Source organism: Streptomyces sp. GQFP (assembly GCF_021545335.1).
Lineage (GTDB): Bacteria > Actinomycetota > Actinomycetes > Streptomycetales > Streptomycetaceae > Streptomyces.
The window spans coordinates 3,370,684-3,391,338 of sequence record NZ_CP089312.1; the positions used below are offsets into that span (position 1 = coordinate 3,370,684).

Consider the following 20,655-nt stretch of genomic DNA (forward strand, 5'->3'; position numbering starts at 1 on the left):
AGGCGTCCGAAGGGGGCTCGGCATGGGAAGAGCGTTTCGGCGATCCGTCCCGACGACGGAGGCTACGGAGGCAACGGAGGCAACAGCAGAGCCCGGGGCTGCCCTGGACGCCTACGACATCGCCTTCCTGGCGGGCGGGCCCCAGAGGGTGGCGGACAGCGCGCTGATCGCGCTGTCCGAACGCGGCCTGCTGAAGCTCGGCGGTTCCCGTGTACGTGCCGTGGGTGAGACGCGGCCTCAACACCCGGTCGAGGGCGCCCTGTTCGCCTCATGCCCACGCAGCAGGAACACCGCCTCCGTACTCACCGCCCTGCAACACTCCCCGGAGGTCGAGGAGATGGCCCGCCGACTTGCCGCGCGGAAACTGGTGACGGGTTCTCGGCGCCGGCCGACCCGGCTGGGCAAACAGCAACTGCGGGCAGCCGAACGGGCCAAGGGCCTACCGGAGTACGTCTTCAGCGGCCCCGCCACCCTCCCGCACGGCCCGGTCCGACGAGGCGTCGTCAACGCACGGCCGATCCCGTCAGGCCTGGGCCGAACCCTGATCCGCATGGCCCTGGACCGCGACCACGACTCCGACTCCGACCCCGACTCGGACGCAGGCTCGGGCAGCGCCTTCAGCTGTGGCGGTGGGAGCGGCAGCGACTGAGGGGAGGTTGACTCCGACGACTGCCTGGGGACCAGAAACTAGAGGCGAACAGCGATCTCCACGGCGACATCGTCCCCCGCCGAGATGTCCTGCCGCTTGCGTACGGCGGCCTTGAGCGGCAGCAGATAGCCACCGTCCTTCGGGAAGAGCGACGTCTCGAAGACGACTTCGCCTATCCGTGCCTCGACCGGGATCACACCCCAGCCGTACGAAGCCATCGCGGCCACCTCGCGGATGTCGGCGGACTCCTCGTCCGGTACGGGGACGAAGTAGTACGGCGCCGGTCCGCGCCACTCGATCACCCGGCCTGCGAAGGCGAGTTCCACTGTGCCAGTCCCCTTTCGCGGCCTGTCACCGCCGCTCACGGTGGCCAGGCTAGGGCGGGAACGACCCACCTCCAAACAACCAACAGCGCAGCAGGGGAATCATCGGCTGACGGCGGAAGTTCACGAGGCATGGCTGTCATCCACCACACGACCATGTCCCCCGGCAAGCTGGAACTGCTCACCACCTGGCTGCCCACGCGGCCCTGGTACGTCGGCACGGGGCGTACGCCCGAGCTGGCCAAGGTCGGCGGGTTCCGGCTCGACGATCCGGAGGGGGAGGTGGGCATCGAGTTCATGGTGGTCACGGACGCCTCAGGCAGGACACCGCTCTCCTACCACGTACCCCTCAGCTACCGCGGCGCCCCGCTCGACGGAGCCGAGGAGGCACTCGTGGGCACGTCCGAGCACGGCGTGCTGGGCAAGCGCTGCGTATACGACGGGACCCAAGACCCGGTCCTCGTCGCCCAGTTGCTCTCCCTCCTCCAGGGCAGCACCGAAGCGCAGGCCCAGAGCGTGTCCGACACCCTCGACACCTCTGTCACCCGTCACTTCACGGGAGCCGAGGTCGACGCCGAGGTCACTTCCCTCGCCGTCACCGATGGGCAGCACGGCACCGCCGTAGCCGTGGAAACCGCTGCGCGCACCCTGACACTCGAAGTGACGCGCGTCCTCTCGCCGGAGCAGCAGGACCCGGCGTCCGGCGCAACGGAGGCTCAGGGGCACATCACCGCCGGCTGGCGCCTGCCCGACGGCGGGGAGGGTCGCGCCCAGTTCGTCCTACTCGTCGGCGACACCGCGCACGAGCAGCCCTGACACGCGAGCCGCTCAGCCCCCAGCACCCTCACTCCCGCTCCCGTACGGCCGAGTAAGGATCTCCAAGCTGTGCCCGTTCGGGTCCTCGAAGTACGTCCCCCTGCCGCCGTCGTTCCTGTTGATCTCCTGCGGGCGGTGATGGAACGGGTCCGCCCAGTACATGAGGCCCGTATCCCTGATGCGGGTGAAGATCGTGTCGAAGTCGTCCTCCGAGACCAGGAACGCGTAGTGCTGGGGCGTGATCGTGCCCTCCGTGTCCATGTAGTCCAGGGTCACGCTGTTGGGTATCGCGACCGGGGCGAACGGGCCGAACTGCGGGCTCACCTCCAGGCCGAGGATGTCGGCCAGGAATCGCGCCGAGGTCTTCTTGTCGTGCGCGGCAACGATGGTGTGGTTCAGCTGGACTGTCATCCGTGGACCCCCTTTGTCTCCTTCTCGCGCCTTCTCGCTCTTTCTCATGCCTTCTTCCACGCTACGACCCCGCGTCCGCCCCGCCCAGCAGGCAAGATAAGGTAAGGCTTGCCTTAGAAATTGACCGGTTGTGGAGTGACAAGTGCGTACGTTGAAGTGGCAGGCCGTCGTGGCGGCGATCCTCGCCGGAGGGCTGCTGACCAGTTGCTCGTCGGCCTCCGACAACGATGCCAAGGCGGCCGGCGCGGAAGCCCGCAACCCTGTCATGGGTGCCTCCGAGGGCGCCTCCGAAGGGCCCTCGGCCGCCCCCTCCGCGCTCGCAGACGGAATGGGCTCCGACGTCGGCACGGACGGCACCTTCCCCCGTACCGTCACCCATTTCAAGGGCACGACCACCCTCAAGACCGCCCCCACCCGGATCGCCGTACTCAGCACCGGTCAGCTCGACGATCTCCTCTCCCTCGGGCTCGTCCCGGCCGCCACCACCCGCGCCGACAACGCCGGGCTCGTCCCCGACTACCTCGCCGACGCCTTCCCGCAGGACAAGGCGGAGCTCGCCGCCATGACCGACGCGGGCACCCGGCAGGCGCCGAACCTCGAAACCCTCGCCGCCGCCAAGCCCGATCTCATCCTCGCCAACGACTCCCTCGGCGACCTCTACCCCAAGCTCTCCAAGATCGCCCCGACCGTCGTCACCGCCGGCAACGGCATCAACTGGAAGCGCGATCTCCTGCTCGTCGGGGAGGCGGTTGGTAAGGGCGAGGCCGCTCAGGAGATGGTCGACGACATCGCCGCCGATGCGGCCAAGCAAGGCACGCCCCTCGGCTCCACCACCGTCTCCATGGTCCGCTTCACCCCCGACCGCACCCGGATGTTCGGCGTCTCCTCCTTCACCGGGTCCATCGCCGTCGACATGGGGCTCGGGCGGCCCAAGTCCCAGCAGTTCAGGGCGATTTCGGAGGACATCGGGGCCGAGAGCATCGACACCGCCGACGCCGACTGGATCTTCTACTCCATCCAGGGGGACGCGGGCAAGACCGATGCCGCGAGCGTCGTCGCCGGGCCGCTCTGGAAGTCCATGAAGGCCGTCACCGCCGGTCACGCCGTCAAGGTCGACGACGACCCCTGGTACCTCAACGCCGGCCCGACCGCCGCCCGTCTCGTCGTACGGCAGCTCGCCGAGCACATCGGCAAGTGAGCCCCCGTATGGGCGCGCGCCTCGCCTGGCCGGCGGCCGTCCTCGTGGTGGCCGCCGTCTCCCTCCTCAGCCTCGCCGTCGGTACCCGGCCCGTGCCGCCGGGTACCGTCCTCGACGCGCTGCTGCACGGCGGGAGCACGCCGGACGCGCTGGTCGTACGTTCGCTCCGGGTGCCCCGGACCGAGATCGGGCTCACCGCCGGGGCCGCCCTCGGGCTCGCCGGGGCCGCGCTCCAGGCCGTCACCCGCAACCCGCTCGCCGACCCGGGCATCCTCGGGCTCAGCCAGGGCGCGGCGGCCGGTGTCGTGTTCGCCATCGCGCTCGGCCTCGCGAACGGCTTCGGCGGATACGTCTGGTACGCCTTCGCCGGTGCCGTAGTCGCCGCCTGCCTGGTGTACGCCATCGCCTCGCGCGGCCGGGGCGGCGCCTCCCCCGTGAAGCTCGCCCTCGCCGGCACCGCGCTGGCCGCGATGACCGGCGGCGCCACCACCGTCGTCCTCACCTCCAGCTCGGCCACGCTCGACCAGTTCCGCTTCTGGCAGGTGGGCGCGCTCAGCGGACGGGACGCGGACACGGTCGCGCGGATGCTGCCGTTCCTCGTCGCCGGAGCCCTGCTCGTACTCGCCTGCGCCCCCGGCCTCGACGCCCTCGCGCTCGGCGACGACACGGCCCGCGCACTCGGGCACCGGGTACATGTCGTACGGGGTGCCGCGGCACTCGGCGCGACCCTGCTGACGGCCGCCGCGGTCGCCGCCGCCGGCCCGATCGCCTTCATCGGCCTGGCCGTACCCCACCTGGCCAGGCGCATCCTCCCCGGCAGCCATCGCCGCATCCTCCCCCTCTCCGCCCTCCTCGGCGCGGCGCTGCTGCTGGCCGCCGATGTGGCCGGGCGGGTCGTACGGGCACCCGCCGAGGTCCCGGCCGGTGTCATGACCGCACTGGTCGGCGTGCCGGTGCTGGTGGTGCTCGTACGGCGGAAGGTGGCGAGTACGTGACCACCAGCACTCCGGGCTCCCTCCCTCGCGGGGTCGCCGTACTGCGACCCGGGCCCCGCTTCTCCCTCCTCCTGCACCGACGGTCGGCCCTCGTCGCGGTCGCCCTTCTCGTGCTGCTCGCCCTGGTGATGACGGTCTCCGCCTGTGTCGGGCAGACGTACATCTCACCCGGTGAGGTGTGGGCGACGGTCCGAAGCGGCAGCGGCCCCGACGACCTCGTCGTCAATGAGCTGCGGGTGCCCCGGATCGTGCTCGGGGCGCTCGTCGGGGCCGCCCTCGGGCTCGCGGGGGCGCTCGTGCAGAGCGTGACGCGCAATCCGCTGGCCAGCCCGGACGTCATCGGCGTCGGTCACGGGGCCGCCGCCGCGACCGTACTGGCGCTCGCCACCGGGGCCGTAGCCTCGCCCGGGGCCATGCCCGCCGTGTCCGTCGCGGGCGGGCTCGCGGCTGCCGCGCTGGTGTACGTACTCGCCTGGCGGCGCGGAATGCAGGCGAGCCGGTTCGTGCTCACGGGGGTCGGAATCGGCGTGGCACTCTCGGCGGTGGTCCAGCTCTACCTCACCGACAGCGAGCTGGAGGCCGCCGAGCAGGTCAAACTGTGGCTCACGGGCAGCCTGAACGGACGCGGCTGGGAACAGGCAGGCCCGCTGACCGTCGTACTGCTGCTGTCTCTCCCCGGCCTGATATGGGCCAGCAGAGCGCTGCGCCCCCTAGGGCTCGACACCGACACAGCCGCCGCGCTAGGCGTACGGATACAGCGAACGCAGCTAGGCCTGACCGTCCTAGGGGTCGTCCTGGCCGCCGTGGCGACCGGCGCCGCCGGCCCGATCGGCTTCATCGCACTCACCGCACCCCAACTGGCGAAACGCCTCACCCGCACACCTCAACTGCCGCTACTGGGCTCAGCGTTGACGGGGGCAGTGGTACTGGTCGGGGCCGACCTGACGGCCCGCACGCTAATGCCCCCACTGGAAATCCCAGTAGGGGCACTAACAGCACTGGTGGGCGGCCCATACCTGCTATGGCTCCTGGCAGCCCCTAGGGGACAGGGGCGCAGCCCCGTCGTCCCCTAGGGGCGCGGGGCTGTATTCGATATGCGGCTCCGCCGCGTGGGCGCGACAAGCCACGAAGCACCCGCAGCCGACTACGCACCCCCCGACGGAACTAGATCGTCGCGGTGTCGATCACAAACCGGTACCGAACATCACTCGCCAGCACCCGCTCATACGCCTCATTGATCTGCTCCGCACTGATCAGTTCGATCTCCGACCCCAACCCGTGCTCCGCACAGAAGTCCAGCATCTCCTGGGTCTCCTGAATCCCTCCGATGCCAGACCCCGCAAGGGTCTTACGACCGCCGATCACCGAGAACAGGTTCAGCGCGACAGGCTCCTCAGGCGCACCCACGTTCACGAACGCGCCGTCCGTCTTGAGGAGAGACAGGTACGCGTCCAGGTTCAGCGGAGCGGACACCGTCGACAGGATGATGTCGAACGTCCCGCGCAGCTCCTTGAACGTGGCCTCGTCACTGGTCGCGTAGTAGGACGACGCACCCAGCTTCAGCCCGTCCTCCTTCTTGCGCAGCGACTGCGAGAGGACGGTCACCTCCGCACCGAGCGCGCTCGCGATCTTGACGCCCATGTGGCCGAGGCCACCCATGCCGAGGATCGCGACCTTCTTGCCGGGACCGGCGTTCCAGTGCTTCAGCGGGGAGTACGTGGTGATGCCGGCGCAGAGCAGCGGCGCGGCCACGTCGAGGGAGAGGCCGTCGGGGATGCGGACGGTGTAGTTCTCGTCGACGACGATCTTCTCGGAGTAGCCGCCGTAGGTCGGCTCACCGTTCTTGTCGAGGGCGTTGTACGTGCCGACACCGCCCTTGAGGCAGTACTGCTCCAGGCCGGCCGCGCAGTTCTCGCACTCGCGGCACGAGTCGACGAGACAGCCCACGCCCACGTGGTCGCCGACCGTGAACTTGGTGACACCGGAACCGACCGCCTCGACGACACCGGCGATCTCGTGGCCGGGGACCATCGGGAAGATGGCCTCGCCCCAGCCCTCGCGGGCCTGGTGGATGTCGGAGTGGCAGATACCGGCGAACTTGATGTCGATCAGGACGTCGAACTCGCCGACCTCACGACGCTCGATCGTGGTCCGCTCCAGCGGAGCCTTGGCGGAGGGGGCGGCGTATGCAGCGACAGTGGTCATGCCGGGGGTCTCCTAGGGGGATTCCGTCCCCGGCCGCCTTCTGACCGGGCACGACGATCAGTCTGCCGAACGTTCCGCCTTTCACCCAGCCCACGCTTCTGCGTACGTCGGCCGGTCCTACCACTGGCGGGGTCAGGCTCGTGTTCGTACGACCGGGAATACTGGACCGTATGGACGAACAAGAGCACGCCGCGGGCCCCACCGCCGGAAACACCGGTGGAGCCCTGGACCGGCGTGCCGAGCTGAGCGAGTTCCTGCGCACCCGACGGGCCCGGCTCAAGCCGGAGGATGTCGGGCTGCCGGACTTCGGGAGGCACCGCAGGGTGCCCGGGCTGCGCCGCGAGGAGCTGGCCCAGCTGGCCGGGGTGTCCGTCGCGTACTACACGCGGCTCGAACAGGGGAACGGGCGGAACGTCTCCGCGGAGGTCCTGGACGCCATCGCCCGCGCCCTGCGGCTGACGGGCGCGGAGCACGCCCACCTCACCCACCTCGCGAAGCCGAAGCAGCACAAGAAGAAGCCGTCGGTGCGGGCGCAGGTCGTACGCGGGACGCTGCGGCAGCTGCTCGACACGATGGACGGCGTCCCGGCGTACGTTGCCGGGCGGCGTACGGACATCCTGGCGTGGAACGCGATGGCCGCGTCCCTCTTCGGCGACTGGGCCGAGCTGCCTCCGCAGGAACGGAACTGGGCCCGGCTGACGTTCCTTCGCCCCGACTACCACGACCTGTTCCTGGACTGGGAGCAGAAGGCGATCGACATCGTCTGCCATCTGCGGATGGACGCGGGCTGCTATCCGGAGGACCCGAAGCTGGCCGCTCTGGTGGGCGAACTGTCCGTGAAGAGCGAGGAGTTCCGACGCCTGTGGGCCACCCACGACGTCAAGGAGAAGAGCCACGGCGTGAAGCGCTTCCGCCACCCCCTGGTAGGCGAACTCACCCTGAACTTCGAGTCGCTCAGCCTCCCGGACGACAGCGACCAGATGCTGATCGTCTACCACGCAGAACCGGCCTCACCTTCGGCGGAGGCGTTGCGGTTGCTGGCGAGCTGGGGGCGGGACGCGACGAGGGCGGGCAGCGGGTTTCAGGCGCCACCTGCGTGAGGGGCTGCACCTGAAGCCGGCCGGACATGTCAGTCGACCTGCTTCCGCACCTCGGTCCGCTCCTCGTACGACTGGACGACGGCTCCACGGACCAGCCTGAGCGCGTGGAAACGCTGCTTCGGGATGTCGCCCCGCCTCATCGCCAACCACTCGTCCTTCCACTCCTCCGCATAACGCGCCCGCTGCGGTGCGGGGAGAATCAGGGAGATCAGGGAGCACTTGCGGTTGATCAGTTTCTCGCTTGTCCGTCGCGGGGAGGCGCGCCAAGAAAAACGTAGGCCCAGGAATTCGAAGGACAGGCGAGCCTCCCCCGCCACAAGGCGTGCCTCCAGGTAGTCGATCCGCGCTTGCCGCTCTTCGTCCTCGGCCGCGACGAGCGGGCCATCAAAAAATCCGTGGTCGAGCTCCCGCTCCAGTCGGCGAATCTCCCTGACGATGCGCGCTCCCCTTCTGCTCTCCCAGACTGCCCAAAGCCCGACCAGCAGTACGAGCCCGCTCATGATCACAGCGGACAATACGAAGAAGACTTCCATGCGCTGTCGGCATCCGTTCAGGAGTCGGTCGCTGGCCGGGCCGCAATCCGGTCGGCACTCTTGGGCTGTCGTTCGTACGCAGCCGCAAGAGCCAGCCGCGCTTGCTCCGCCCCGTCCGGAGTGAACCGGTAGTACCGGCGGCGCGGCCTCGGAGGGTCGGCGGCCTCGTGCTCTTTGGGGTCCTCCCAGAAACTCTCCAGTATTCCCGCACGCTCAAGCCGGGCCAGGATGGGGTGAATCGTTCCGCTCTGCAGCCCCACCGCCTGCCCGATCGTCAGGCCGTACTGAGCCTGGGTCGGGTTCTGGAGCAGTTCCTTGAGGACCAACTGCGTCTGCAGGGTCATTCGGAGTCCACTCATGCTCGAAGTCTACCTAGGTAGCCTCACATTCTCCACCTAGGTAGACATAGACCTAACTGGCACAGTAGCGTCCACGGCGGAACGCGAGAGAGGACGACGACAGTGACCACGAAGGACACGAACGGAACCGGCGCCGACAGGCCGGACGACGAGCCGCTCACCTGGGATTTCCGGCTGGACCGCTCAGGACTGATCGTCAAGGCCGGGCGGTATCTGCACCTGCGGACCTCACTCGGGCTGCTGCTGTGGCTGATCGCGGTATGCGCGAGCTGGGGCGCCTACCACTGGAACTGGCCCCTGCTGCCCTAGACGTGTCACCGGTACCGTTGGACCCCGGAGAGCGACTCGGAGGATGCGCGTGACCACTCAGCCCGACCATGGCATGCAGGACCTGATTCCCCGCCCCGAACGAACCCCCGAAGCCGTCCGCACCGCCCTCGCCCGGATTGCCCCACACAGGCTGGACGACATGGAGCGGCACAAGGAGCAAGCCCTCTCCACCGCGATCCAGGACGGCAGAATCGGCCACCTCCAGGCATGGCTCACCCACTGGCACGTGCAGGTCGAGATCGAGCGTCGCCCCGACCTGCACACCCGCCACCAGGCAGCTCTCACCGCCGTCCACGGCACGAACGACAAGGGCGACCCGGCATTCCGGCGGAACATGAATGCACTGGCTGCGATCGAGGCCGAAGCCGCCCGTGCGGTGTCCGCATGGGCTGGCAGTGGGAGTACGACCCGGACGGGCGGCATGTGATCGGCGATGCCCCCCCGGCATTCATCGCCGAGGTGGAGAAGATGGCGAACGAACTGGTCCGTGCGGCAGCCGCGTTCTATCTGGGCGGCACCGGCTATCAGGGGGAGGGCCCGAAAGGTGCGTTCGCCCACGTACCCGGCGGCTTCTTCAACTACCTAGTCGTTCCCCGCCACGAACGCCTCTACATCATGCAGGTGACCTACCCCTGAGCCCCGTCGCGCTTGAGCCCCACGACGAACGGCACCCACGCACCGGCGGTGAGCAGTAGCGCAGGACCGCCGGAGACCTTGGAGTCACGCACGGGGACGAGACCAGGGATGTTGTCGGCAACCTCGACGCAGTCGCCGCCGTCACCGTTGCTGTAGCTGCTCTTGAACCAGAGCGCGTCACTCAAGTCGGTCCGGTTGCTTGCCATTTCGGTAATCCTCTGCCGCCGCCTTGATCATCGCCAGGGACGTGTCCGGGGACAGCGCCACGGCCCTGAGCCGATCGTATGCCTTGCGGTACTGCTTCACGAGGGCCGGATCGTCGATGGTGTCACCGCTGTACGACGACTCGATGTAGATCAGTGGCGGCGCGTCCGGGAAGGTCATGACCTTGATGGAGGCAGCCATCAGAGGAAACGGGCCGCATGTCCGCGGAACGATCTGCGGAGTGATCCGGCGCCGTTCGGCCAACTCCACGATCCGGTCCAGCTGTTCGGCCATCTCCGGCGGCGGAAGGATCGGGTCGGTGAGCAGCGACTCGTGCAGAACCGCCCAGTACTCCGGGGTCGAGTGGTCGTCCTCGAAGAGACGGGCGCGGGCGAGCCGGGCCGCCACCTTCGCCTCGACCCACTCGTCCAGGGCCGCCGGGTGGGCCGACCGGACCAACGCCCGTGCGTACGGGGCGGTTTGGAGCAGCCCAGGGAAGACGGCGGCGCACCACTCCTCAATGCACTCCGCGTACTTCTCCGCCTCCAGCACCTTCTCGAAGTACGCGGCATGCGCGCCCCTCCGCGCCTTCCGCACATCCTCACAATGCCGCTCGAAGAACCCGTCCGTCTTGAGCACCCGATCCGCGTGCCGAGCCAGTTCGATCGGCATCCGCCGCTCCCCGCGCTCGATGTCACTGAGGTACGTCTTGCCGAAGAAGATGCCCTCAAGGAACGCCTCCAGCGACAGCCCCGCCGCCTCCCTCTGCCACCTCAACTCCTTGCCGTAGAACGTCGGAACGCTCATCGAGCCGTCAATGTCCTTGCCCCGGGCCACCGATCACCCTCCTCCGCTGTCCGGATCGCGAACGCGAACCCACTTCCACGGTAGCCAGCGGAACGCCAGTCTGTGAGCGAATCGTCACAGAGCGCACAGGAGATGTATCGCCCATGACCACCACCCCCAACGACACGATCCTCTGCGTGGAAGAACTCCACGCCGCCCTCGCCCTGCACGACATCACGCTGCCCTCGCTCGCGGTGGACCTGCCGACGTTCGCCTCCCCCTACCGTCCGGGCCTCGTCGCGCTCGGGAACTGCAACACCGCCACGGCCCGCGAACTCGCCGCCGCCCTCCGGAAGTCGGCCGAGCGGTGAGCTTCGTACTCACCCTCCTCGCCACCCCGAAGGCCGTCCCCGAACTGCGCCACCGGCTCCGCGACCACACCCACGACGTACGGCTGTGCGTCAGCGAGTTGGTCACCAACGTCATCGACCACCTGGGCGAGGGCACCCCCGTCACCGTCCGGGTCACCGGCACCCCCTGCGGCCGTACCCGCGTCGAAGTCACCGATCCAGATCCCCGCGTACTCCCCGTCCTCCTGCGTGCCACCGCCACGGACGAGTCGGGCCGGGGTATAGCGCTCCTCGACGCCCTCACCCACCGGTGGGGCGTGGAGCAGGGAGCGGACCGCAAAACGGTCTGGTGCGAGTTGGGCGGCACACGACAACGGCCTGGCCAGGACACGGAGTCCCAGCCAGGCCGGCTGCCTACGACGTACGGCGAGGGTTACTTGACCCTTACGACCCTTACTTGCCGTAATACGCGTTATAGATCGAGATCGTCGACTTGTTCCCCTTCTTGTCGGTGATCTTCGCGTGGAAGGAGATCGCCTCCCCCTTCTTCGGGTTCACGACACTCACCTTCCCGCCCTTCACCGTCAGCTTCTTCCACGTCTTGCCGTAGTCGTAAGACGCGTACACCGACAGCGACTTCAGGTTGCCGCCGCGCGCCGAGCCCTCGACGACGACCGGGAACGTGACCTTCGTACCGGCCGCGACCTTGTTGTCCAGGCCGACCGGCGCGTTGAAGCGCACCGAGGACGCCGGGAGCTGCGCCCCGTCCTCCCCCGGCTTCTTCGACCGGAACGTCCAGCTCGCGTCGATCCGCGTGGACGCCTGCGCCACCTTGACGCTGCGCTTCACCGACGTCGTCAGCTTGTACTCCGCGTCGCCCGCCGGAACCGTGAACGGCTTCTCGGCGAACAGCGGGTCGTCGGTCGTGGCGACCTTCTTGCCGTTGCGGTAGAGCGTCGTGGCGACCGACGTGAAGTCGGACGAGCCGGGGTGGCCCGCGCCGTCGGAGAACAGCGGGATCAGGCCGTAGATGTAGTTGCCGTCACGGAAGAGGCCGTAGTCGGGGAGGAGTCGGGGACCGAAGACCGCCGTGTTGAAGGTGCGGTAGTACTTGCCGCCGCCCTTCAGGGTCTGCGCGGAACCGAGCGTGTAGTAGGCCTCGGGGATCGAGAAGCCCTGTGCGTCCTTCCCCTTGAACTGGGTGAAGTCGAACAGCCACTGGACCTTCTCGCCCGTCGACACGTACTGCGTACGCGTGGCCGGCAGCGCCTGCTCGACGAGGCCGCCGAAGGCGACGTCCTCGGGCAGGAACGCGATCGCACCGAGCGCGCCGGTCTTGCCCGGCGATCCGGCACCGAGCTTGTTCGACACCGTGGCGAACTCGCTCGCCTTGAAGTGCCGGACCTTGTCGCCCTGGATCTTCTTGACCTTGGCGGTCGTGATCGCGTCGTACTCGGCGCCCGCACCCTTGCTGAACTGGCCGAACCAGGTCTGCGAGAGGCCGGGGGTCTCCGCGCCGAGGTGGGCCATCCGCAGGTTGGCGAAGGAGTCGAGGCCGACTCCGATGCCGATGCCCGCCTCGTCGTACATGTAGCTGATCATCGCGCCCAGCGGCTTGGCGTCGGCGTCCGGCACCGTGATGTCCGCCGCCTTGGTGGTGCGGGCGTCGATCGTCACCGAGGTGTTCTTGGTGACCGCCAGCTTCGGCTGGACCACCCAGTCGAGGCCCTCGCCGCCCAGGTCGGGCTTGGTGAAGTCCTTCGCGATCCACGCGTCCAGGAGGTACGTGCCCTTGGGCAGACGCATGGTCGTGGTGCCGGTGGTGGAGGTCGGGACCTGGTAACCGCGGTCGGCGGCCAGGCCGGTGTAACCGGCGACGATCGTGTTGTACTCGCCCGTCGGCTGCCCGGCCTTGTCGATGTGCTTGACCGTCAGGTCGTACGACTCGACCTCACGGTTGACCGCCGCGCCCGTACGGACGCTCTGTGTGCCGGCCGTCGCCGTCACGTACGAGGAGTACGCGCCGTCGAGGGTGCCGCCCAGCTTGGTGTTGACGGTGTAGCCGACGGAGGCGCTCTTGCCCGCCGGGACCGTCACCGTCGTCGCGGCCAGCTTGAAGAAGCCGGCCGGAGCGGCCTGGCCCTTCGGGTCGGTCGCGGTCGCCGCCAGCTTCAGCGTGACGTCGGTCGTGCCGAGGTTGCGGTACGTCAGCTGCTTGGTGACCGGGGTGTCGTCGGTGTGCGGCCACGCCTGCGTACCGAAGCTCACCGACGCGGGGTCGGCGATCACGGTCTGCTTGATGGCCTTGTCGACCTGGATCCGGCCCGAACCCTGCTGGAACGGCGTGTACTTGCCGCCCTTAGCGGAGCCGGTGAGCGCGCCCTTGATCTCGGCGTACGTCCAGTCCGGGTGCTCCTGCTTGAGGATCGCCGCCGCGCCCGCCACATGCGGAGTCGCCATCGACGTACCCGAGATGGAGAGGTAGCCGGCCGGGTTCTCGCCGACCTCCTGCTCGATGGCGCTGCCCTTGGCGGAGGCCGCCGTGATGTCCACGCCGGGCGCGGTCACGTCCGGCTTGATGGCGCCGTCGCCGATGCGCGGGCCGGTGCTGGAGAAGGGAGCCAGCACATCCTTGTCGTCGACCGCGCCGACGGTGAGCGCCTTGTCGGCGCTGCCCGGCGAACCGACCGTCTCCGGACCGGAGTTGCCCGCCGCGATCGCGAAGAGGATGCCCTTCTCCTCGGACAGCTTGTTGACCAGCGCCTCCAGCGGGTCCACCTCGGGGGTGTCCTGGCCGCCGAGGCTGAGGTTGACGACCTGGGCGCCCTGCTCGGCCGCCCACTCCATGCCGGCGAGGATGCCCGAGTCGTCGCCGAAGCCGTTGTCGTCGAGAACCTTGCCGCTGATGATCTTGGCGCCGGGTGCGACACCCTTGTACTTGCCGCCGGACTTGGCCCCGGTGCCCGCCGCGATGGACGCGACGTGCGTACCGTGGCCGACCTTGTCGTCGGTGGTGGCGGCCGGGGTGAAGTTCTTGGCCGCGATCACCTGGCTCTTGAGGTCCGGGTGGGTGGCGTCGACACCGGTGTCCAGGACGGCGATCTTGACGCCCTTGCCGTCGTACCCGGCCGCCCACGCCTTCGGCGCGCCGATCTGCGGCACGGACTTGTCGAGGCTGGCCTTGCGGGTGCCGTCGAGCCAGACGTGTGCGATCCCGGCGGCGGTCCTGTCGCCGTTGGTCACCGCGTCCCAGAGTTCGGGAGTGTCCTTCTGCGGTGTCTGTACGGCGTCCGCGTTCAGGGACTTCAGTGTCTGGCGCAGGGTGCCCGCGTCGCGGACATCGGCCTTGGTGGCCGCCGCGGCCCCCGTGTAGCCGACGATGACCTTCAGTCCCTTCTGCTGGGACTTGCGGGTCGCCGCCTTGTTCAACTCCGTGACGTCGAACAGCCGTTGGTCCAGCTTGCCGCTGGAGACCAGCCGGGCCGCGTCGGCCGGGATGACGAGGGTGTGCCCGTCGATCTTGCGGATCTGTACGGGTATCTTCTCGCGCCCCGCCGCCCGCTCCAGGCCGATGACACGGCCCTTGGCGTCGACGGCGACCCGGTCACCGGTGATGAGGGTGATGCGGTGCGCGGGCTTGAGCTTCTGGGCGGCGTCGGTCACACGCTGCTGCTCGACCTTCACCTCGCCCTTCGCGGACGCCGGGCCGGTCATGCCCGCCGCGAGGGCAACTGCGGCTGCCGTGGCTACGGTTGCCGCACATGCTCTTTTCACTTGTTTGCGCAAGTCTCCCCCTGGAGCCCGTGGCTGAGGTGCCGGAAAAATTCCCCGTTCTTCCGGCTGGGGGCGGTCCCGTACGCAGAGGCGTACACCCCCCGACCGTGAATTATGCCGAGGGGTGATCAGCCGCTCAATAGACTGAGCTCTCAAGAGTGGGCTGTTACGAGGCAGTTACGAAACCTTGCGCGCCGGTTTTCTCCATTTACGCGCCGGTGGTCACTTTCCTACGCGCCCGCGTTCTCCTTCACGGTGATCTTCCCCTTACGGATGGTGGCCAGCCGCGGGGCCTTCTTCGCGATCGCCGAATCGTGCGTAACCATGATGAAGGTGAGCCCCAGCTCCTTCCACATGGTTTCGAGTACGTCCATGATCTCGTCCCGCATCGACTCGTCGAGGTTCCCGGTGGGCTCGTCGGCGAGGAGCACCTTCGGCTGCTTGACCAGGGCACGGGCGATGGCGACACGCTGCTGCTGGCCGCCGGACATCTCGCCCGGGAGGTGCCCGAGGCGCTCACCGAGGCCGACCGACTTCAGTGCCTCGGCGGCTCGTTCGCGGCGCTCCTTGGTCTTCACGCCGAGTGGTACGAGAGCGGTCTCGACGTTTTCCTGGGCCGACAGGGTCGGAATGAGATTGAAGCTCTGGAAGACGAAACCGATGTTCTCGCTGCGGACTTTTGTGAGGCGGCTCTCGGACAGTTTGGCGAGATCTGTGCCGTCGAGGTCGATGCTGCCGCCTGTGGGGCGGTCGAGTCCGCCGAGCATTTGGAGGAGGGTGGACTTGCCGCCGCCTGTGGGGCCCTGGATGACGAGGCGGTCGCCGTCGGCGATGGTGAGGTCGATGCCGGCGAGGGCGTCCACTGTTTTCTTGCCTCGGGTGTAGGTCTTGGTTACACCCTTTAGTTCGTACATGGTGGTGGCTCCTGGGTGGGTTCGGGGGTGGTGCGTCGTTGTTGTCGGCTGCCGGCCGGTGGGGCTTCTCGCGCAGTTCCCCGCGCCCCTAAAAGCCCCAGGCGAACCCCTCGCTATTCGACTCGGCGCAGCGCGTCCGCCGGGCGGAGCCTCGATGCTCGCCAGCCGCCGAAGGCTCCTGCGATCAGGCCGCCGGCCACTGCGAGGCCTACCGCCAGGGCGATGGTGGAGAGGGCGACCGGGGCCGTGAGGGCGACCGTCAGGGCCTGGGAGGCCGCCTGGCGGCCGGGGCCGCCTCCGCCGCCGGGGAAGCCGCCACCGCCACCGCCGGGACCGCCGCCGTTGCCGCCCGAACTGCCCAGCTCCGCCTGGAGTTCGGGGCTGATCGCGGTGACGATGTACGCGCCGGCGAGGCCGAGGGCGATACCGAGGGCGCCGCCCACCAGGCCGTTGACGATGGCCTCGCCGACGACCTGCCGGGTGACCCGGCCCGACTTCCAGCCGAGCGCCTTCAGCGTGCCGAACTCGCGCACGCGGCGGGACACGGCCGAGGAGGTGAGCAGACCCGCGACCAGGAAGGCGGCGATGAGCACCGCGATCGACAGCCACTTGCCGACGCTGGAGGCCAGGTCGGAGGCGGTGGAGAGGGAGCCGGAGACGGTGTCGGCGAGATCGGCGGAGGTCGTGACGGTCGTACCCGAGATGTTCTTCTGGATGGTCGACTTGACCGCGCTGATCTGCTGGGAGTCGGTCGCCTGGACGTAGATCGTGGTGACCTTGTCCTTGGAGTCGCTGAGGGTCTGGGCCTGCTTCAGCGGGATGTAGAGGTTGGCCGCCGCGTCGCCGCTCTCGGGCGTCGCGATGCCGATGGCCTTGTACTTGACGCTCTTGATGGTGACCGTGCTGCCGACCTTGAGCTTCTTCTCCTTGGCGTAGGAGGCGTCGACGACCACGACCTTGGCGTCGGTCTCGGAGGTCGTGAAGGTACGGCCGCTGGTGATCTTCGAGGAGGTCAGCGGGCCGAGTTCCGGCTTGGTGACGTCGGTGCCGTACACCGAGTAGTTGTTGACGTCGAACTCGGCGCCGCCGCCCTCAACGCGCCCCTGGGGAGCGCCCGTTGAGCCGCCGTTGCCGCCCGCACCGGGGCCGCCGCCCTGCTGGTCGCCGGTGCCGCCACTGGCGCTCTCGTCCTGCTGGAACTGGCCCTGCCTGAACTGGCCGCTCACCTTGATGACTTGGAGGCTCAGTCCGCCGACGGCGTCCGAAACACCCTTCTGCGTACCGACCTTGGTGACCGTGGAGGCGGCCAGGGTCTGGAAGCCCTGGACCATCACCCGGTCGCTGCTCTGCTCGGCGTCCGAGTCGTTGTCCTGGGCGTCGAACTCGAAGCGCGGGCGCTGGGCGTCACCGGTGCCGGTCTGGGCCGCGGCGGCCTTGGTGACGGTCATGTCGGTACCGAGGCCGTACAGCGACTCCAGGACCTTGTCCTGCGCCTTCGACATGCCCGAGGACACGGACGTGACCACGATGACAAGTGCGATGCCCAGTGCGAGCCCGGAGGCGACGACGAGTGCCGCTTTTCTGCGGCGGCGCAGTTCGCGCCTCAGGTAGGTGAAGAACATGGCCGCAAGCTAGGTACACCGTGTGATGGCGGGATAAGCCCCGGATAAGAGATGCATGAGAAGGCTGTGGTGAACCCCAGAAACACCGGTGCCGCCCCTGGGGGCGGCACCGGAAAGCTGTGAACTGCTTGAGAGTCAGACGGCCGAACCGGCCTTCCAGTCCGCCCAGCTCAGGTTCCAGCCGTTGAGCCCGTTGGCCGGGTCGACGGTCTTGTCACCGGTGTTCCGGACGTCGACGACGTCACCGATGATCGAGTTGGTGTAGAACCAGTAGCCCGCCGAACTCTTGTCGTTGGCGCCCTTGGTGTCGTCCAGGCCGACACAGCCGTGGCTGACGTTGGCGCTGCCGAAAGTACTGCTGGAACTCCAGTAGTTGCCGTGCACGAAGGTGCCGGAGGTGGTCAGGCGGATGGCGTGCGGCACGTCCTTGATGTCGTACTCGCCCTTGCCGTCGTCGTCGGTGAAGCCCACGGTCGCGCCGTTCATGCGCGTCTCCTTGAACTTCTCCGACATCACCATCTTGCCCTCGTACGTCTTGTTCTCGGGCGAACCGGCGGAGATCGGGATGGTCTTGATGACCGTGCCGTTGTGCATGACCTTCATCGTCTTCGTCTTGGCGTCGACGATGGAGACCTGGTTGCGGCCGATCTTGAAGGTGACCGTCTTCTGCTGCACGCCGTAGACACCGCTCGCGCCCTCCACGCCGTCGAGCGCCAGCTTCAGCGTGACGGTGGAGTTCTCCTGCCAGTAGTCGTCGGGCCGGCAGTCCATGCGGGTGTCGTTGAACCAGTGGCAGACGACCTCCTGCCCGCTGGTCGAGGAGACCGTGACGCCCTTCTGCACGGCCGCCTTGTCGGTGATCGCCTTGTCGAAGTTGATCGACACGGGCATGCCCACACCGACGGTCGAGCCGTCCTCGGGGGTGAAGTAGCCGACGAAGCTGTTCCCGGCGGAGACCGTGGTGAAGGAGGCGTTCTCGTGGGCCGTACGGCCCTCGGTGTCCGTGGCCTCCGCCGTCACCTTGTAGGTGGTGGCGCGCTCCAGCTGGGCGCTCGGCTTCCAGCTGGTCTTGTCGGCGGATATCTCACCGGCGACCGCGGTACCGTCCGCCGTCGTCATCTCCACGGACGTCAAGGTGCCCTTGGTCACCGCCACCTGGGCCGCGTTGTTGATGGAGGCGTTGTTCGAGCCGTCCCCGGGTGTGATCTTGATCTGGGCCTCGGAGGTCTTCGCCGCCGCCGCCTCGTCGGCCTTGGCCTGCGAGGTGTCGGTGCCGCTGTCGCCCTTGGAGGCACTGTCGCTGTCGCCCCCGCTGCACGCAGAGAGCACCAGCACGCCACCGAGCAGGGCGGACGCGGCCATCAGACCCTTGCGCCGCCTACTGTCCGTCATCACACGCTTCTCCATCGTTGCCGAATCCCCGAACCGTCGGGACCACGAGTCCCCATACCGAACCGAACATGCAAGTCCCCGTAACCCACTTCAACGCTACGACCGGTTCGTCCCGTTCCACATTCGCTCGATGTGTGGGGCACACCACGTCGCCTGGGTCACAGGGGGCGTTCCGCCCGTCCCGCACTCCACCGGGTCGCGTGGTGCCGCTGCCGGTCACTGCTCCCCCTCAGACGAAGAAACCCCGGGCCGCGGTTGCCGCCCGGGGTCACGATTTTTCCAAGACCCTCAGCCGCCGACCCGCTCCCCGACCATCTCGTCGCCGTCCACCTCATCATCCTCGTCGAGATCCCAGTCCGGCGAATCCGGGTCGTAGTCGATCTCCTCGCTGCTCCAGGATGCCTGCGCCAGTTCGATCCCCGGCACCTCGCCGACCAGGTCGAACGGGTCCACGAGGTACGCGAGCGCCTCCGCGGTGTCTTCCGTCACAGCGTCCTCGGCGTGCACCCGCTCGTCGGCGGGCATCTCGGTGTCCTCGGCGATCCGCCGCAACGCGGCCTTCGTGAGGGTGGCCGGGTCGTCGACCTCGACGACCAGTTCCACCCGAAGCCGTACAAAACGTGATGTCTCTGAAGTACTCATGGTCGGAGAGCGTACGGCTCACAGCTCCCGCAACTTTCCCACGACCCGCGCCTGTCATTAGCATCGGGTCCACGGCCAATTCGCCAGAGCCACAAGGGGATCGATATTCCGTGTCATCCGCACGTCGGTCGTTGCTGACCGCCACCGCAGCGGGGACCCTCCTGGGTGCCCTCTGGTTCGTCCCGTCCGCCAACGCGACGGGAGACAAGCCGGTGGAGAAGTCGGTGGAACAGCAGCAGAGAGCGGATACGTCCCTGTCCACGATGTCCGACTTCACGCGCCAGGTCTCCACAACAAGCACCAACACGAGCACGAGTACGAGTACGAGTACGAGCAGCGGTACGGCGGCCACGACGACCTCGGACTCGGGCACCGGCGACGGCACCCGCCTCGCCGACACCGGCAGCTTCAACACCACCCCGTACGTCGTGGGCGGCACGCTCTGCCTCGGCCTCGGCGCGGGCTTCGTGGTGTATTCGCTGCGACGCGAACGCCTGGGATTCTGACAATCTTTTGACGAACTTGACGTTTAATTGAACATCAGTTCATAGTCCGCGCATGAAGAGATCATCGAGGGCGCGCCTGTGCGCCACGGCGACCGTGGGCGCACTGTCGCTCGTCCTCATCACGGGGTGCGGCAGCGAGGACTCGGCGGATTCGGCCGGGTCGAAGGACAAGAGTTCAACGGGTTCGGAGGTGGCCGCCGCGAAGGCGGCCACGAAGGCCGAGCTGGAGAAGCTGATCGTCGCCACGGCCGATGTGCCCGGCTCCACGGTCGAGGCGGCGGGTGCGTCCGCCAAGGTCTCCGCGGCCGGCCTCAAGCTGTCCGACGAGAAGTGCCGTCCGCTCGCCGACGTCCTGTCGGGCCAGGCCCCGGGCGACGAGGCGGCCACGACGAACCGCTCGGTCGTCGGCGCGAAGCCGTCGGCCACTCCCACGTCCGAGGAGGACCTGGCCGAGCTCACGGGCGAGTCCCTGATGGACGTCGACGTCACCCTCGTGTCGCTGTCCTCGTACGAGGGCGACGCGGCGGAGAAGACGATGAAGTCCGTCTCGGACGCGCTCACGGCGTGCGCCAGCGGTTTCACGGTGACCGACGACAAGGAACCGCAGAAGCTGACCGAGGTCGCCGCCGAGAAGGCGGCCGACGCCGGTGACGAGGCGGTGGCGTTCTCCGTGACCGGCGTGGTCGACGAGGAGACCGGCGAGACGGGCGCGCTGCACGGCGAGGTCGTACGCAGCGGCAACCTCGTCGCGGGCTACTACACGCTGAACCTCGGCGCGATGATGACGGGCAAGACGTACGACGTCCCGGCGGCGCTGGTGACGGCACAGACGGCGAAGCTGAAGTAACCGGGAGATCCCCCTGTTTCCGGGGCCCTGTCCGACACGAGGATCGAGTCGGACAGGGCCCCG

Annotated in this window: 25 protein-coding genes; 13 read left to right on the forward strand and 12 right to left on the reverse strand. The window is 68.2% G+C overall.

Annotated elements, in window-relative coordinates:
* The first annotated feature begins 22 nt into the window (after window positions 1–22).
* Window positions 23–649: a TIGR04222 domain-containing membrane protein gene (locus LUX31_RS14705; RefSeq protein WP_235475241.1), complete on the forward strand. Its 627-nt coding sequence runs from the start codon at window positions 23–25 to the stop codon at window positions 647–649.
* Window positions 650–687: 38 nt separating this feature from the next.
* Here LUX31_RS14705 and LUX31_RS14710 read toward each other — a convergent pair whose 3' ends face one another.
* Window positions 688–975: a DUF1905 domain-containing protein gene (locus tag LUX31_RS14710; protein WP_235475242.1), complete on the reverse strand. Its 288-nt coding sequence runs from the start codon at window positions 973–975 to the stop codon at window positions 688–690.
* Between the two features lie 129 nt (window positions 976–1,104).
* On the opposite strand from LUX31_RS14710, the gene LUX31_RS14715 reads away from it, so the two are divergent.
* On the forward strand, window positions 1,105–1,788 hold the full coding sequence (locus LUX31_RS14715) for a maltokinase N-terminal cap-like domain-containing protein (RefSeq protein WP_235475243.1): 684 nt from the start codon (window positions 1,105–1,107) through the stop codon (window positions 1,786–1,788).
* Window positions 1,789–1,800: 12 nt separating this feature from the next.
* Here the strand turns inward: LUX31_RS14715 and LUX31_RS14720 are convergent, their stop codons facing one another.
* Window positions 1,801–2,199, reverse strand: coding sequence for a VOC family protein (locus LUX31_RS14720; RefSeq protein ID WP_235475244.1), 399 nt, complete (start codon window positions 2,197–2,199; stop codon window positions 1,801–1,803).
* 142 nt (window positions 2,200–2,341) lie between these two features.
* On the opposite strand from LUX31_RS14720, the gene LUX31_RS14725 reads away from it, so the two are divergent.
* From LUX31_RS14725 to LUX31_RS14735, 3 genes are read left to right on the forward strand one after another with little or no spacing between them, the layout of a single operon-like run.
* Window positions 2,342–3,397: an ABC transporter substrate-binding protein gene (locus tag LUX31_RS14725; protein ID WP_235475245.1), complete on the forward strand. Its 1,056-nt coding sequence runs from the start codon at window positions 2,342–2,344 to the stop codon at window positions 3,395–3,397.
* A gap of 8 nt (window positions 3,398–3,405) precedes the next feature.
* On the forward strand, window positions 3,406–4,392 hold the full coding sequence (locus tag LUX31_RS14730; protein ID WP_235475246.1) for a FecCD family ABC transporter permease: 987 nt from the start codon (window positions 3,406–3,408) through the stop codon (window positions 4,390–4,392).
* Window positions 4,389–5,465 (forward strand): FecCD family ABC transporter permease, encoded by a 1,077-nt coding sequence (locus LUX31_RS14735; RefSeq protein WP_235475247.1) that lies wholly within the window; start codon window positions 4,389–4,391, stop codon window positions 5,463–5,465. Before LUX31_RS14730 ends, LUX31_RS14735 begins: the two co-directional genes overlap by 4 nt.
* Before the next feature lie 91 nt (window positions 5,466–5,556).
* On the opposite strand, the gene LUX31_RS14740 is transcribed toward LUX31_RS14735, so the two are convergent.
* Window positions 5,557–6,597: an NAD(P)-dependent alcohol dehydrogenase gene (locus LUX31_RS14740; RefSeq protein ID WP_235475248.1), complete on the reverse strand. Its 1,041-nt coding sequence runs from the start codon at window positions 6,595–6,597 to the stop codon at window positions 5,557–5,559.
* Between the two features lie 170 nt (window positions 6,598–6,767).
* On the opposite strand from LUX31_RS14740, the gene LUX31_RS14745 reads away from it, so the two are divergent.
* Window positions 6,768–7,697: a helix-turn-helix domain-containing protein gene (locus LUX31_RS14745; protein ID WP_235475249.1), complete on the forward strand. Its 930-nt coding sequence runs from the start codon at window positions 6,768–6,770 to the stop codon at window positions 7,695–7,697.
* Window positions 7,698–7,726: 29 nt separating this feature from the next.
* Here LUX31_RS14745 and LUX31_RS14750 read toward each other — a convergent pair whose 3' ends face one another.
* Together LUX31_RS14750 and LUX31_RS14755 are read right to left on the reverse strand one after the other, a co-directional pair.
* Window positions 7,727–8,230, reverse strand: a complete 504-nt coding sequence (locus LUX31_RS14750; RefSeq protein ID WP_235475250.1) for a hypothetical protein — start codon at window positions 8,228–8,230, stop codon at window positions 7,727–7,729.
* 17 nt (window positions 8,231–8,247) lie between these two features.
* Entirely contained in the window at window positions 8,248–8,589 is a 342-nt protein-coding gene (locus tag LUX31_RS14755) for a helix-turn-helix transcriptional regulator (protein WP_235475251.1), read from the reverse strand.
* A 102-nt stretch (window positions 8,590–8,691) separates the two neighbouring features.
* Here LUX31_RS14755 and LUX31_RS14760 point away from each other — a divergent pair, with 102 nt between their 5' ends.
* From LUX31_RS14760 to LUX31_RS14770, 3 genes are read left to right on the forward strand one after another with little or no spacing between them, the layout of a single operon-like run.
* The gene (locus LUX31_RS14760) at window positions 8,692–8,898 is read left to right on the forward strand and encodes a hypothetical protein (RefSeq protein WP_235475252.1); all 207 of its coding nucleotides are present in this window, start codon (window positions 8,692–8,694) and stop codon (window positions 8,896–8,898) included.
* A gap of 49 nt (window positions 8,899–8,947) precedes the next feature.
* Window positions 8,948–9,346, forward strand: coding sequence for a hypothetical protein (locus LUX31_RS14765; RefSeq protein ID WP_235475253.1), 399 nt, complete (start codon window positions 8,948–8,950; stop codon window positions 9,344–9,346).
* Window positions 9,304–9,555 (forward strand): hypothetical protein, encoded by a 252-nt coding sequence (locus tag LUX31_RS14770; protein WP_235475254.1) that lies wholly within the window; start codon window positions 9,304–9,306, stop codon window positions 9,553–9,555. Before LUX31_RS14765 ends, LUX31_RS14770 begins: the two co-directional genes overlap by 43 nt.
* Here the strand turns inward: LUX31_RS14770 and LUX31_RS14775 are convergent.
* Window positions 9,546–9,761, reverse strand: a complete 216-nt coding sequence (locus tag LUX31_RS14775) for a DUF397 domain-containing protein (protein ID WP_235475255.1) — start codon at window positions 9,759–9,761, stop codon at window positions 9,546–9,548. The two genes, LUX31_RS14770 and LUX31_RS14775, sit on opposite strands and share 10 nt — an antisense overlap.
* Entirely contained in the window at window positions 9,733–10,566 is an 834-nt protein-coding gene (locus LUX31_RS14780; protein ID WP_235475256.1) for a helix-turn-helix domain-containing protein, read from the reverse strand. The genes LUX31_RS14775 and LUX31_RS14780 overlap by 29 nt, the downstream gene beginning before the upstream one ends.
* 143 nt (window positions 10,567–10,709) lie before the next feature.
* On the opposite strand from LUX31_RS14780, the gene LUX31_RS14785 reads away from it, so the two are divergent.
* Window positions 10,710–10,916 carry a hypothetical protein gene (locus LUX31_RS14785; protein WP_235475257.1) on the forward strand — a complete coding sequence of 69 codons (207 nt, stop codon included), beginning with the start codon at window positions 10,710–10,712 and terminating at the stop codon, window positions 10,914–10,916.
* Window positions 10,913–11,410, forward strand: coding sequence for an ATP-binding protein (locus tag LUX31_RS14790; protein WP_235475258.1), 498 nt, complete (start codon window positions 10,913–10,915; stop codon window positions 11,408–11,410). Before LUX31_RS14785 ends, LUX31_RS14790 begins: the two co-directional genes overlap by 4 nt.
* On the opposite strand, the gene LUX31_RS14795 is transcribed toward LUX31_RS14790, so the two are convergent.
* From LUX31_RS14795 to LUX31_RS14815, 5 genes are all read right to left on the reverse strand, one after another.
* Window positions 11,349–14,609: a S8 family peptidase gene (locus tag LUX31_RS14795; RefSeq protein WP_235475259.1), complete on the reverse strand. Its 3,261-nt coding sequence runs from the start codon at window positions 14,607–14,609 to the stop codon at window positions 11,349–11,351. The genes LUX31_RS14790 and LUX31_RS14795 overlap by 62 nt on opposite strands.
* A gap of 290 nt (window positions 14,610–14,899) precedes the next feature.
* Complete coding sequence (locus LUX31_RS14800; protein WP_235475260.1) at window positions 14,900–15,583, reverse strand: ABC transporter ATP-binding protein; 684 nt, start codon at window positions 15,581–15,583, stop codon at window positions 14,900–14,902.
* Between the two features lie 113 nt (window positions 15,584–15,696).
* Complete coding sequence (locus LUX31_RS14805; protein WP_235475261.1) at window positions 15,697–17,205, reverse strand: ABC transporter permease; 1,509 nt, start codon at window positions 17,203–17,205, stop codon at window positions 15,697–15,699.
* Between the two features lie 135 nt (window positions 17,206–17,340).
* On the reverse strand, window positions 17,341–18,612 hold the full coding sequence (locus LUX31_RS14810) for a L,D-transpeptidase (protein ID WP_235475262.1): 1,272 nt from the start codon (window positions 18,610–18,612) through the stop codon (window positions 17,341–17,343).
* Window positions 18,613–18,885: 273 nt separating this feature from the next.
* Window positions 18,886–19,239, reverse strand: a complete 354-nt coding sequence (locus LUX31_RS14815; RefSeq protein WP_235475263.1) for a hypothetical protein — start codon at window positions 19,237–19,239, stop codon at window positions 18,886–18,888.
* A gap of 110 nt (window positions 19,240–19,349) precedes the next feature.
* On the opposite strand from LUX31_RS14815, the gene LUX31_RS14820 reads away from it, so the two are divergent.
* Window positions 19,350–19,745, forward strand: a complete 396-nt coding sequence (locus tag LUX31_RS14820; protein WP_235475264.1) for an LPXTG cell wall anchor domain-containing protein — start codon at window positions 19,350–19,352, stop codon at window positions 19,743–19,745.
* A gap of 52 nt (window positions 19,746–19,797) precedes the next feature.
* Window positions 19,798–20,592, forward strand: a complete 795-nt coding sequence (locus tag LUX31_RS14825) for a hypothetical protein (protein WP_235475265.1) — start codon at window positions 19,798–19,800, stop codon at window positions 20,590–20,592.
* Window positions 20,593–20,655: the final 63 nt, after the last annotated feature.